The organism is Salinibaculum sp. SYNS191 (assembly GCF_037338445.1).
In the GTDB taxonomy this organism is placed as follows: domain Archaea; phylum Halobacteriota; class Halobacteria; order Halobacteriales; family Haloarculaceae; genus Salinibaculum; species Salinibaculum marinum.
This window is the reverse complement of record NZ_CP147838.1, coordinates 1,857,548-1,871,054: the sequence shown is the minus strand read 5'-3', so window position 1 is coordinate 1,871,054 and position 13,507 is coordinate 1,857,548. Positions and strand designations below refer to the sequence as shown.

Genomic DNA, 13,507 nt, shown 5'->3' with positions numbered 1-13,507 from the left:
GTCTCGAACCAGACTGCCGGGGCCGATACACCGCTTCTCGTCAGTCTGACACCTGCTCGTTCAGGAACGCGACTCGAACCGAGAGGTCGAGTCCGGTCGCCTCGCTCAGCCGAGCGTCGAGTTGCTGTGCGAGGTCTGGTGGAATGTCCGTCCCTTCTTCCACCCCGACGATGACCTCTACCTCGTAGCCCCTCCCTGCCGCGTACTGGACGAAGTGAAACTCGTTCTCGATGCCTTCGTATCGCAGTCCCTCGTAAGCGGGTTCGTCGAGCAGTGTCTGGGTTTCGGACCGCACTTCGAGTTCGATCTCGTGCGTCGCGAACTCACCGACAGTGACCGCCCCGAGAACGACCGACAGCAAGAGGATACCCACGATGATGCCGATGACACGCTTGCGGACGTCCCATCGAATGACTGCCTGGTTGAGTCCTTCGGCCGGAATCGGTCTGTAGCCCGCCAGTGCGAACAGAACGAGCGCCGAGAGATTTATGGCGAGCAGGTTGACGAGCACGAGCGTCCCGGCAGCGATTGCGATCAACTCGAATCCCCACGCGATGCCGAGTCCTGCGGTGGCTGCTGGAGGGACGAGTGCAACGGCGATTGCAACCCCCACGAGCGCCGAACCGGCGCTGCGCATTACGCTGATTGCGCCCGCAATCCCCGACCCGAGCGCGAGAAATAGCGAGAGGAACGTTGGGCTGGTTCGTTCGGCAACTTGCGAAATGGTGCGGACGTCGAGGTCGGGTGGGAGCAGGAACGTTCCCTTGAGCAGGAACCCCACGACCGCGGCGATGGCGATTGCGAGTATCAGGCCGGAAATCTGCAACGCTACCCCACGGGCCGCGAGTCGTTCGTCGCCGAGTACTGTCCCGACGCTCGCCGTGATTGCTGGCCCCATCAACGGGGCGACGACCATCGCACCGATGATCGTCGCCGCCGAATCGAGCAACAGCCCGGCAGTTGCGATGACGGTGCTGAGGATGAGAAACGCGAAGTACGTCGAACTGGCGGGAGCGAGGTCTTCTGCCCGTGTCGCCAGCTCCTCGCGCGAGATTCGAAGCCCCCGAAATCGCTTCTGGAGCTGGCTGAGGCGTTTGGAGACGACGGTTTCGGTCGCCAAGACAATCGTGTAGGCGTCGTCTCTGATGCCGACTGCCTCCAGTCGTTCGAGAATCGGTTCGACCCCACTCTCTGGAATGGGAAAGGAGAGGACAGCCTCGAAGTCACCCCGACCGGTCTCCTCCCAGACAGCATAGTCGATACCCTCCTCGTCGAGCACTCCAAGCACAGATTCACGGGTTCCATTGGGAAGTAAAACTTGTACAAGCCGCATACTACATGTAGGTCAGCTGTAAGGATAGCGTTTGCGTCGGTCGTAGACGAACTGGCTCGTATGCGCCTCTTTGGGGACTGATCTGGGCGCTATTCGAAACTATTCTCGGCTCGTCGCGTGCGTCCCGTCGCTATGCTGTCCCGGAGACGACCGCGTTCAACACCCCCCCGAAGAGAATCGCCAGCGCAGCGAAGTAAAACCAGGTGAGCAAGAGCAGAAAGGCACCCACGACGCCCACGTCGGCTGGGGCCAGACGACGACCAGTCGTGGAGGAACTTCGCACGCGTCTGTGCGTTCCGTTCTATTGGCACTCTGGCAAACACTCATTGGCGATGGCGCCGACGATTCGAACGGAATGACCGACACCGAGTACGCGGTGACGCCGACTGTCCGGCGCTACGCGGTCTCTCCGGGGTGTTCCCGCGACGAATTCCTCGCCGCGGCGAAGGTCTACGCCCGCGCGGTGGTCGACGAACACGACCTCTCGGTGACAGTCGGCGACCTCTCGTGGGAGGTGAGCACGCGCGCCAAGCGCCGGGCGGGCGCGGTCAGGTACCGCGACGGGGTTCCGGAGGCTGTCGTCCTGACCTGGGGGCACTTCGAGCGGGCGGGCTGGTCGGCCGCGGCGGCGACCGTCCGCCACGAACTCGCGCACGTCCACCTGCTCACAGAGACCGGCGATGCCAGCCACGGCCCCGCCTTCCGTCGACTGGCCGACCGCCTGGACACGCACGTCCACTGCGACCGGTTCACGCCGCCGACGTGGTGGGTCCGCTGCGTGGACTGCGGGGCCGAACTCCCCCGCTACCGCCGGTCCAAGCTCGTCGACAATCCCGAGCAGTACCGCTGTGGCGACTGTGGGGGTCGGTTTCGCGTCGAGCGCAACACCGAAGCGGACTGACCGCGCCGGGGTTCGAAGCGTTTTTACTCGCCTGCCGGAAAGGACCCACAACTCGCTGGCGAACGGGCACCAGCGGGCACCTGTCAACACTGGCGGGCGAGGCCACGGTGGCCCCGTCCCCCACTGGCACAGGTCGGGATGTGGTCGGCGTCCGCCGACTGAACCACGCAACGCCCGCCACACAACCATGACAGAGAGCTTCTACTCGCACATCCGGGAGGCCTGGAAGGACCCCGGTGACGGCAAGCTTGCGGAACTGCAGTGGCAACGACAGCAGGACTGGCGCGACCAGGGTGCCATCGAGCGCATCGACCGCCCGACGCGGCTGGACCGGGCGCGCTCGCTGGGCTACAAGGCCAAGCAGGGCATCGTCGTCGCCCGCGTCTCCGTCCGCAAGGGCGGCGCGCGAAAGCAGCGGTTCAAGGCCGGCCGCCGCTCGAAGCGACAGGGCGTCACCCGCATCACGCGCCGGAAGAACATCCAGCGCGTCGCCGAGGAACGCTGCGCTCGGAAGTACCCGAACCTCCGCGTCCTCAACAGCTACTGGGTCGGCGAGGACGGCCGCCAGAAGTGGCACGAGGTCATCCTGGTGGACCCCGAGCACCCCGCCATCCAGAACGACGACGACCTCAACTGGATTTGCGACGACACCCACGAGAACCGCGCCCTGCGCGGCCTGACCAGCGCCGGTCAGCGCAACCGCGGGCTCGGCACGAAGGGCAAGGGCACCGAGCACACCCGTCCCAGCGTCCACGGCGGCAAGGGTCGGGGTAAGTAGGCCCCCACTTTTTACTGCGTCGGGTGTCCGGCGCGCCTGCTCACGGCTGCGCCGTTCGCAATTCGAGACGCTCCCGGTGGTCGCGTCTCGCTTTCGGCGCGCACCGGACCACTCCTCGTAAAAACTTGGGGAAAAACACCGCGGGAGCGAAGCTCCCGCGAGCCCACGCTCGCTGTGCTCGCGTGGAGGCCCCTCGCGCTCGGTAGAGCGCTCGCAGGTGCTGGGCTTCTCACTACCGCAACCGCGCCGCACAGCGGCAGCCCTGCCCTTCCCCGGCGAGCGCGATGAAACGCGCTCGCGGCCACCACCGCCAAACCCCGAGTTCGATCAGAGGTGACATAGACCGTCTGGTCACAGTTTCGTTTGAGACAACCTGGATCCCGTCCGGCCGGTGGAGAACCTTGGTACCCGTGAGTTGGCGAGGTTGAAAGCGGAACGACGATTCTACGGGATAGACGTTAACGTGAATCTCCTGTCATTACCGACTGACTGTATGGGCATTCTGACCGACGCTCACCAAAAAATACCCCCACCGATATCTTTTGGGTCGCCGAAATTATTCAGTGTCTCTGTCACATAGGATTTGCTCGTATCACAGTGGTCTGCGATTTCTTCTTTGCTCGCGTTCGGCCACCGTCGCGCTGCCTCAAGAATGCATTCTTGCTTTTCAGTCAGATTTGTCATGTCTGTCTGGATTAATTACACATATGTTGATATATCTTTCCTCGCACCCACTTTTCACTCTCCTTCGAGACTTTACGCCGGCGCGACGCCCACTGTCAGCAGCGTGCCGTGCGTGCGATAGCGGTCGACCATCGCCTCGCGCGTCTCCCACTCCTCGGTCGGGAACTCGCTCGCGGGCGGAATCTCCACCTCACGGTCGGGAATCTCGTCCTGTTCGGCGACGACCAGGCCGGCCTCGCGGAACGCTCGGCGGTAGTCGGCGGCGCTCCACAGCGTCATGTCGATAGAGATGTTGTCCTGCCAGGCGTGGGTGTGCTCGCTCTCCTCGTAGTAGTTCACGGCACAGTAGAAGGTCCCGCCGGGCCGGAGGACGCGACGGATTTCTTCGAGGGTGTGCTTCGGGTCCGGCGCGTAGTAGAACGCCTCCATCGAGAAGACGTGGTCGACGCTGTCCGTCGCGAGCGGCAGGGCGTCGAAGTCGCCGCGGAGGAAGCCGACTTGCGGGTCGTCGGTGTACGACCGGGCGTTGCGCAGCATCTCCGGCGAGGCGTCCAGGCCGTAGCCTCGCCCGATGTCGGCGGTGTCTCGCAGCGCCCGGAGCACGTAGCCCGACCCGGTGCCCAAATCCAGCACGGTGTCGCCGGCCTCGACGGGCAGCCGCGCCAGCGCGTGCTTGGCGGTGTGCCAGTGGCGCTCCTCCATCCCTCTGTCGCGGCCGTCGGCCGCCCAGGCGTCGAACTCCTCGCGTGCGCTCATGGCCGCCCATCGACCGGCCAGGCGCTAAACGGCTTCGACATGATTCAACACCGCCGCGTGCGTAGGGCCGGTAATGCCCACCACCCACCGCATTCCAGTGGCCGACGACGAGTCCGTCGTCGCGGTCCACCACGAGGCCCCGACGGACGCCTGGCTCGTCTTCTGTCACGGCTTTCTCAGCGACAAGTCCGGCAGCTACGAGGGCCGCTGCGAGCGCGCCGTTGAGGCGGGCTACAACGCCGTCCGCTTCGACTTCCGGGGCTGTGGCGAGGCCGACGGCGCGTTCGTCGACCAGACGCTCTCGGACAAACTCGCCGACCTCCGGGCCGTCGTCGACCACTTCGACCCCGACCGCTACGCCCTGTTCGGCTCCAGTTTCGGCGGCAAAGTCGCCTTCCACGCGGCCGCCGCCGCCGACCGCGTGACCGCTATCGCCACCCGCGCACCGGTCACGTACAACCGCGCGTTCGACGGCTACCGCGCCAGCGTCGCCCGCGAGGGCAGCCACGCGTTCGACACCGGCCAGCGCATCGCCGGCCGGTTCTTCGACGACTTCGACCAGTATCCATTCGATGCCGTCGTGGGCAATCTCTCTGTGCCGGTCGCTATCTTCCACGGCGCGGCCGACGAGTCTGTCCCGGTCGGCGACAGTTTCGAGGCGGCACAGCACCTCCAGACTGACGTCCTCCTCCAGAAGTTCGTCGACGAAGGCCACCGATTCTCGCGGCCGGCAGAAGCGCAACTCCGGGACCTGCTGTTCGACTGGTTGGCGACTGTCGGCGCGGGGGAGTCCTGACCGCCGCTCAGAGCGTCTCGGCGTCGCGTGCCTGCTGTGCGCGGCGGGTTCCCTGGTCGAGGCGCTTTTCGACCGCGTTACCGACCGGCGTCGGGACCTCCCCTCGCGCCTCTGCGAGTCTGTCGGCGACGTCGTCGAGGCGAGCGATGGCCGTCTCCAGGCGCTGGTCCGCACCCGGCCTGTCCCCGGCCGCGGCGCGCTCTGCCGCCCGCCGGGTCGCCTCGCTGACCGCCTCAAGTGCGCGGGCGAGTCCCCTGACCCCGCCGGTCTGGTCGGGTTTCCCGCGGGGTGTGTCGCTCCCGTCGAGTCCCGCGGCCTCGCGGACTTCGCTCGCCGTCTCGTCGGTCAGGTCGGCGACGTACGACGCCAGCGACGCCGTCCCGGTGTCCGGCCGGTCGATTGTTACCGCGGACTCGCCGGCCGGGTTGACCCGGAAGGCCCCGCGCTCGCCGGCGTCGTCGACCACCTCCGTCGTGTACGCGCCCCGCCGGTCGACGTAGACCGCGTCGCGGCCGTCGAGCGGCGCGTCGTAGAGCCGCCCGCCGAAGTCGTCCTCGACGGCGAGTTCCCGCAGGTCGGCGTCGGTCCCCTCCGGGTCGACCTGGAGTTTCACGGCCTCGCGTTTCTCCGTCAGCGCAATCTTCCCCTCGACGCCGGCGGTGGCGGGCTCCCCGCCCGTCTCGACGGTCACGCGCTCGCTGTGGGGTGCGTAGCCGGCTCCGTTGACCGTCAGGCGATGGTCGCCCTCCGGGAGTCCCTGCGCGACGACGACGCCGCCGAACGAGGGGACGGCGGTGGGTTCGCTCTCGACTAACGCGACTGTCTCGACGGGCGTCTGCTCCGTCGTGACGCCCTCGCCGTCGGGGGCGTCGGTGTCCTGGACGGTCTGGCCGACGGCCGCGACGATGCGACTCAGCCCGCTCGGCTGCGCGATGGCGTCGTAGCGCTCGGCCAGTTCCGCCCGATGGACCGGCTCCGTGATGTCGTCGGCCGGGCTCTCGTAGCGGGGGTCCTTCCACGGCGTCCCCGCGGTCGTGATGTGTCCCGAGATGAGGTCTTCGCCGAACTCCGGCACGGTGAACTCGAAGCTCAACTGCGGCCCGGTGAACTCGCTGATGTACTCCAGTGCCGCCGCCGGCACCAGGTCGTACGCCACGTCGCTGTCCGCGTCGCTTCCCTCGTGGGTGAAAACGGTCCCGGTCTCGCGGCCGGGCAGTCCCGACGGCGGCGCGACGAGGTCAGTGTACTCGTCGAAGGTCAGCGACTCGTCGACGAGGTCGGCGGCGCTCACGTCGGGCAGCCTGCCGTCCTCGTAGACCGGTCGCCCGTCCAGTTCCGGCACCGCGTACGGTAGCGCGGCGAACTCGTCGCGTGGCAGGCCGTAGGCCAGCGGAATCTCGCCGACGGCCTCCAGTCCCTGGACCGTGAGGTTCGTGATGTCGGCGATGGTCTCGCCCAGCGAGACGCGCTGGAAGCTCTCGGCGCGCTCGTTCAGCGACAGCGCGCTGGAGTGGGAAGCCAGTTCCGAGAGGATGCGCGGCTGCGCCGACGGGTCGGGGTCCAGGAACTCGTTGTTCGGGACCGACCGGCCGTGCGCGCTGGCGACGTACAGTTGCGGGCGCTCCGTCTCCCGGTCGTGGAAGACGTGCAACACCTCCCAGTCGTGCCAGTGGAAGTTCGTCGTGAACTGGTCGAACACCGAGTACAGCCAGAACTGCACGGCCACCAGCGGGGAGTCCTCGTACTCGACGACGTTGTAGAACACCGTCGGGTCCGGCGGCGACCCCTCCGCGGCCGCTGCCGTGTAGTCGTTCAGCGCCGCGAAGCCGTCGACGACCGTCTCCCCGTCGCGCTCGCGCTCGTAGGGCCGGGGGTCCGTCGGGAACCACTGCTCGTACCTGTCGTAGTACAACTGCGGCGCGTAGGTCTCTGCCAGCCGCCTGGCCTCGTCGCCGGCCACCTCCTGGGTCGGCGCGTCGGGGCCGCTCTGGAGCAACTCCCAGCCGACCGCGCCGCCGACACCGACCGCTCCCGCGCCCGCAGCCAGTTTCAACACGTCCCGCCTGCTCAGGTCGTCGAAACCAGAATCCGCCATCTACGTTGCCCTCGACACACCCCTCTCACGGGCGGCCGGGACAATGAGTGTTCTGGGCTCGGCCTCTGTCTCCTCTCCGTGTGTCACTTCGGCCAACAGCGGCTCTCCCGTCGCCACTTGCTGTCCGAGGCCGAACGAAGTGACCTCGCGCGGCTCACGGGTCGCTTCGCTCCCCGTTCGCGTTCGGAGGTCTTCGCTCCGCTCAGACCTCCTTACTCCCTGAACAACGCCGCCAAAACCTTCCGTTCGGCCGCCCGGAGGTGCTGGTGGTAGGTCGACGGCGAGATGTCCATCGACTCGGCCAGGTCCTCGCCGGAGATAGACCGCGGCCAGTCGAAGAAGCCGCCGAGGAAGGCCTTCTGGAGCGCGAGCCGCTGGCGGTCGGTCAGCCGCTCCTCGATGTCGGCCACGAGTTCCTGCTTGGTCTGTTCGGGGCGCTCGCGCTCGCGGTGGGCCAGCAGGTCCGTCGAGGGGTACCGCTCGGAGAGTTGCTCGATGACCGCCCGCGGGTCCGCGCTCGCGGGCATCTCCAGGGTGATGCGCACCTCGCCGCGGTCGGCCGTGATGGCAGTCGTCTCGACGCCGCGCTCTGCCAGCGCGGAGACGATTGGCGGGTCGTCGACGGTGAACTCGACGACGCTCCTGCTGTCGCCCTGGCTGACCCGCGTGACCGACTCGATGCCCTCGTAGCCGGCCGCCGCCTCGACGATTGCGTCGGGGTCGCCGCCGTCGACGACGAACAGCATGACGAACGCGCCCTCGTCCTCGTATAGCGACCCCTCGTAGGTGAACGTGCAGTCGAACTCCGAGGACAGGTCGCCGAAGAACAGCGCCTCGTCGTTCATCCCGACCTCCATCTCGACGACGCTGTCGGTCGTGAGGATGCGCCGCCCCTCGACGGCGTTGATAGCCGTCGACGCGACGCGGGCCAGGACGCTCAACACCGCCAGTTCGCGGTCGTCGAAGGCGTCCTCCTCGGTGGCCGCGACGGTCAGGACGCCGTACTTCGTCTCGCCGTAGACCAGCGGGAACGACGCCAGGGCACCCGGTTCGTCCAGCAGCGTCGTCGTGTGGATGTCCGCGAGGTCGACCGTCGCGGTGTCCTGGATTATCTGTGGCTCGCCCGTCTCGGCCGCCCGGACCGCCGGGTCGTCCGTTCCGAGTTCGATGCTTCCGTCCTCCGGGAACGCCTCGCAGGCGGAGGTGGTCGGCGTGAGCGTGTCCGTCCGGAGGTCGACCTGCGAGACCCAGGCACAGACGTAGGGCTCGACGCTGAACAGGCGGTCACAGACCGTCTGCTCTATCTCCTCGCGGCCGTTGGCGTGCAACACCGACTCCATCACGTCCCGCACCAGCCCCTCGATGCGGGACATCAGGTGTTCGAGTTCGCGGCGCTGTTCGCGGGCGCGTATCTCCGCCAGTTTCCGCTGTGTGATGTCGATGTGTGCGATGACGACGCTGCCCTCGTCGTGGTCGGGCAACGGCGCGGCCCGCATCAGGAACCAGCGTCGCTCCTCGGGGGAGTGACAGGGGTACTCCAGCGTGAAGACCTGGCGCTCCCCCTCGATGACCGAGTACAGCCCCTCCAGCGCCTGTGCGGCGTACTCGTCGCCGTCGGTGTCCATCGACTCGAAGTAGTTGACCCCGATTAGCTCGTCGCGGTCACTCGACCCGACCCCGGCGAACTCGTCCCACGCCCGGTTCGTGAACAGGATGGTCCCCTCGTCGTCGATGACGGCGATGTTGAAGGGGAGCGTGTCCAGCGTCCGATGGGCGAGCGAGTTTTGCTGTATCATGCAGACGCACTTGGTGATTGCATACACGTTCCTGCGCCGTTTAAAAGTGCTGGGCCGCGACCCCAAACAATTGGGGTGTTTCATCGTCCGTATCCGGCGCGCTCGGCCACTCGGTGATGGTTCGGTCGCCCCCTGACTGTTACGTGGGTCTCCAGGGGGCTGTCCCGTTTTCCCGCAAAATTCTCAGATAACCGTCACCGGATACTTATTTTCCGGTTCGAATAGAAGTGGATAGAGTCTTGAATGCTTCTAGCAATATTTATTATCTTATAAATCAATCATATGAGTGGTATGAGGGATGATAATTCTCGGGTGAAGGTAGCTGCTGTGGCGGACGAGGACGACCGCTTCGAGACGGCCGGAGAACGCCGGGCGGCGGGAGAGACGGCCGTAGCACGGGGACTGGAGCGTGATTCGCTCTCGACGACCCACATCGGGCCAGTCTACGAGCCACACGACGACGGCGTGACGGATATCGCCGACAACCTGCCGGTCCGGTCCGAGGAGACCGCAATCGTCCCGTGGGAGCACCCGACGCCGCGGGAGGTCACCGAGACGGTCCGGGGCTACTTCGACAGCGGCGACCACGACAGCGAGTTCGCCCCGGCCCCGTCGGAGGAGTTCATCGAGAACCAGTTCTTCGATTTCGGCTACCTCCAGGAGTACGAGGAGGTCGAGCATCACTGGGTGAACGCCCCCTTCGCGTACGTCTCGGTGCTCTACGACGAGGACGCTAACGAGCACATCTACCACGTCACCGAACCGCACCTCGACTGGTTCGAGCGGTACGTCCACCGCGACCTGGTCACCAAACTCCGCAACAGCCTGATGTACCGCGACATCGACGTCAGCGACCGCGAGCGGATGAGCGACGTCTTCGAGTCCGAGGCCAAGGAGGTCATCAAGAACCACGCCGGTGCCGTCGACGACGGCTCGATTCACAAACTCCTGTACTACCTCCTGCGCGATTTCATCCGCTTCGGCCCTATCGACCCGCTGATGCGGGACTCACCCATCGAGGACATCTCCTGTGACGGCCACGACCTCCCCGTGTTCGTCTACCACCGCGAGCACCGCGACCTCCCGACGAACATCGTCTTCGACCGCGGTCGCCTGGACTCCTACGCCTTCCGCCTGGCCCAGCAGGCCGGCAAGCAACTCACCATCTCTAACCCGATGGTCGACGCCACCCTCCCCGGTGGCTCACGGATGCAACTGACGCTGGGCGGCGAGGTCAGCACCCGCGGGTCGAACTTCACCATCCGGAAGTTCTCCGACATCCCGTTCACGCCGGTCGACCTCATCCGGACGAACACGTTCTCCGTCGAGCAGATGGCCTACTTCTGGCTGGCCATCCAGAACAACCGCTCGCTGGTCTTCGCCGGCGGCACTGGCTCCGGCAAGACCTCCAGCATGAACGCGGTGTCCTTCTTCATCCCGCCCAACAGCAAAATCGTCTCCATCGAGGACACCCGTGAGGTGGACCTGCCCCACCGCAACTGGATTCAAAGCGTCACCCGCGGGAAGGTCAGCGCCGAGGGCCAGGGCGAAATCGGCATGTACCACCTGCTGCAGGCCGCCCTGCGCCAGCGCCCCGAGTACATCGTCGTCGGCGAGATACGCACCGACGAGCGGGTCGCGCTGACGTTCTTCCAGGCGCTGTCGACGGGCCACACCGCCTACACGACGTTCCACGCCGACTCCCCGGAGACGGTGCTGACCCGGCTGAACAACAAGCCGCTGAACGTCCCGATGCAGATGCTCGCCGACCTCGACATCATCTCGGTCCAGCGCCAGGCCCACCTCGACGACGAGCGCGTCCGCCGCAACCAGGTCGTCGCGGAAATCGGCGACGCCGGCGACGACGACACCCTCCAGACCCGGCAGATATTCCGCCGCGACGCCAAAAGCGACAGCTACGAGCGCGTCGCCGACTCCGGCGTCCTCGCGGAAATCGCCGACGAGTGGGGCTGGAGCGACGAGGACCTCCGGGAACAACTCGACCAGCGCCGGGCGGTCCTGCGCTACCTCGTCGACAACGACATCACGTCGTACACCGCCGTCGCCAACGCCATCCAGCAGTTCTACCGGAAACGCGAGGACCTGCTGGCGGCCATCCGCGCCGGCACGCTCACCGAGGCCGACCTGCTGGAGGGCCAGCAGTACGACATCGACACGCTGACCCCGTCGGACCTCGGCGTCGGCGACCTCGTGGGGGAGGGCGATGGCAGCGCTCGATGAGGAGGTCGGGTTCACCACCGATTCCTCGTCCGCGCGGCTCCCGGACGCCAGCCAGCTCGACGCCGAGCGCAAGCGCGAACTCCGCGCCCACTACGGCTGGATTCGCGGGTTCTTCAAGTCCCGCCCCTCGAAGTACACCGACCTCCAGCGCACCCTCAACCAGGCGCGCGTCGGGGTCAACTACGACGAGTACCTCACCCGCAGCGTCCAGTTCGCGCTCCTGGGAAGCCTGTTCGGCGTCCTGCTGGGCGTCGGCCTGACCGTCCTGCTGTCGGCTAGCGGCGTGCTCGCGGGCCTCCAGAGTCCCGTCGCCGCACCCAGCGACATCGGCAGCGCCGTCAGCGCCAACCGGACGCTCGTGGTCGGGGCTGCCGTCTCGCTGCTTGCCGCGGTCGGCATCGGCGTCAGTACGTGGTACGGCCGGCTGTACTACCCCCGGATGGTCGTCGGCCGCCGCCGTCGCGCCATCAACGTCACGCTCCCCCACGCCATCGTCTACATGTACGCGCTCTCTCACGGCGGGATGAACCTCTACGAGGTCATCCGCGAACTGGCCGGCTCCCAGGACGCCTACGGCGAGGTGGCCCGCGAGTTCGACACCGTCGTCAGGGACACCGAACTGTTCGGCAACGACCTCTACACGGCGCTGTCGAACGCCCGCAATCTCACGCCCAGCGACAACTTGGAGCAGTTCCTCGACGACACGCTGAGCGTCCTCGACTCCGGTGGTGACGTCACCATCTTCTTCGAGGACGAGGCCCAGAACTACCTCGACGAAGCCGAGGACGAACAGGAGCGGTTCCTGGAGACGCTGGCCCTGCTCAGCGAAGTCTTCATCGTCGGGTTCGTCGCCGCCCCGCTGTTCATCATCGTCATCCTGCTGGTGATGAACCTCATGGGCGCGAACACCCTGTTCCAGCTCGGGCTCATCGTCTACGCGGTGCTCCCGCTGGGCATCGCCGGCTTCCTCGTGTTACTGGACATCCTCTCGGCCCCCTACGTCCAGGAGCGGGTCGAACTCGCCGACGACCACGACGGCCGCGAGCGGTTCCTCGTCGGCCGAATCGTCTGGGACGCCGCCCGCCGCGCTGGCGAGTCACTCCGAATCGCCGGTGCGAAGGCCGCCGCCGCCATTCGGCGGGAGCCGTACACGCCCCCGGTGGTCACGCCGGCGATGCGCGTCGCCGACAGCCACCGCCGGTACCGGCAACACCGGCGCAAGCGGGCGCTACGGGACCTGCTGTACCAGCCGGTCGTCGCCGTCCAGCGCCGGCCCATGCTGTCGCTGGTCGGGACGGTCCCGCTGGCGCTCGTCTTCGCGGCCGCCGTCGCACTGACCGGCACCGCGACGCCGTCGCTCGCGGCGCTGAGCGACCAGCCAATCCGCACCACGACCTGGCTGGTCTGTCTCCCGGTACTCGTCGCCGCCGTGCCGCTGGCTGCGCTCCACGAGCGCAAGACGCGCCGGCAGAAGAGCATCACCCGCCGGTTCCCCGACACGCTCAACATCCTCTCCAGCGCGAACAAGATGGGCATCTCCTTCACGGACGCGCTCGGCCTGGTCTCGCGGTGGACCAGCGGCCCCATCGGCGAGGAACTGCGCCTGGTGCGCAACGACATCAAGTGGAACCGCGACACCGCCGGAGCCCTGCGGTCGTGTGCCAACCGGCTCAACACGCCGCGGCTCTCGCGGACCGTCCGCCTCATCGGCGGCGGGCTTCGCTCGTCGAGTGACCTCTCGAAAATCCTGAGCATCGCCGCCGAGGACACCCGCAGCCGGCACAAGATGGACCGCAAGCGGTACCGCGAACTCAGCTCCTACACCTCGGTCGTCATCATCGGCTTCCTGGTGTACCTGATGGTCATCATCCTGCTGGTGAACAACTACCTCGAACCCATCGCCGCGACGCCGGCGGTCGAGGCACCCGCCGGGCAGGACACGCCCATCTCGGTCGCCGGCATCGACGTCGCGACCTACACGGCGCTGTTCTACCACTCGGCGCTCGTCCAGGCCATCGGCAGCGGGCTCATCGCGGGGAAACTCGCCGACAACAGTCTGCTCAGCGGCCTGAAGTACAGCATCCTGCTGGTCGTCCTGGCAGTGCTCGCGTTCGTCATCGTCTGACC

The 13,507-nt window shown here is 66.7% G+C and carries 9 protein-coding genes; 5 read left to right on the top strand and 4 right to left on the bottom strand.

Annotated features, from left to right (window positions below; genetic code table 11):
• Positions 1 to 40 precede the first annotated feature (40 nt).
• Positions 41 to 1,288: a TIGR00341 family protein gene (locus tag WDJ57_RS10160; protein WP_338906064.1), complete on the bottom strand. Its 1,248-nt coding sequence runs from the start codon at positions 1,286 to 1,288 to the stop codon at positions 41 to 43.
• Between the two features lie 400 nt (positions 1,289 to 1,688).
• On the opposite strand from WDJ57_RS10160, the gene WDJ57_RS10155 reads away from it, so the two are divergent.
• Complete coding sequence (locus WDJ57_RS10155; RefSeq protein ID WP_338906062.1) at positions 1,689 to 2,234, top strand: SprT-like domain-containing protein; 546 nt, start codon at positions 1,689 to 1,691, stop codon at positions 2,232 to 2,234.
• 187 nt (positions 2,235 to 2,421) lie between these two features.
• Entirely contained in the window at positions 2,422 to 3,012 is a 591-nt protein-coding gene (locus WDJ57_RS10150) for a 50S ribosomal protein L15e (protein ID WP_338906060.1), read from the top strand.
• A gap of 756 nt (positions 3,013 to 3,768) precedes the next feature.
• On the opposite strand, the gene WDJ57_RS10145 is transcribed toward WDJ57_RS10150, so the two are convergent.
• A complete protein-coding gene (locus WDJ57_RS10145; protein ID WP_338906058.1) occupies positions 3,769 to 4,452 on the bottom strand; it encodes a class I SAM-dependent methyltransferase in 684 nt (227 codons plus the stop codon).
• 73 nt (positions 4,453 to 4,525) lie between these two features.
• On the opposite strand from WDJ57_RS10145, the gene WDJ57_RS10140 reads away from it, so the two are divergent.
• Positions 4,526 to 5,248, top strand: a complete 723-nt coding sequence (locus WDJ57_RS10140) for an alpha/beta hydrolase family protein (protein ID WP_338906056.1) — start codon at positions 4,526 to 4,528, stop codon at positions 5,246 to 5,248.
• 7 nt (positions 5,249 to 5,255) lie between these two features.
• On the opposite strand, the gene WDJ57_RS10135 is transcribed toward WDJ57_RS10140, so the two are convergent.
• Together WDJ57_RS10135 and WDJ57_RS10130 are read right to left on the bottom strand one after the other, a co-directional pair.
• Entirely contained in the window at positions 5,256 to 7,343 is a 2,088-nt protein-coding gene (locus WDJ57_RS10135) for a twin-arginine translocation signal domain-containing protein (RefSeq protein ID WP_338906054.1), read from the bottom strand.
• A 212-nt stretch (positions 7,344 to 7,555) separates the two neighbouring features.
• Complete coding sequence (locus WDJ57_RS10130; RefSeq protein ID WP_338906052.1) at positions 7,556 to 9,139, bottom strand: bacterio-opsin activator domain-containing protein; 1,584 nt, start codon at positions 9,137 to 9,139, stop codon at positions 7,556 to 7,558.
• 291 nt (positions 9,140 to 9,430) lie between these two features.
• On the opposite strand from WDJ57_RS10130, the gene WDJ57_RS10125 reads away from it, so the two are divergent.
• Together WDJ57_RS10125 and WDJ57_RS10120 are read left to right on the top strand one after the other, a co-directional pair.
• Positions 9,431 to 11,380, top strand: a complete 1,950-nt coding sequence (locus tag WDJ57_RS10125) for a type II/IV secretion system ATPase subunit (RefSeq protein WP_338906050.1) — start codon at positions 9,431 to 9,433, stop codon at positions 11,378 to 11,380.
• Entirely contained in the window at positions 11,364 to 13,505 is a 2,142-nt protein-coding gene (locus WDJ57_RS10120) for a type II secretion system F family protein (protein WP_338906048.1), read from the top strand. Before WDJ57_RS10125 ends, WDJ57_RS10120 begins: the two co-directional genes overlap by 17 nt.
• Positions 13,506 to 13,507 lie beyond the last annotated feature (2 nt).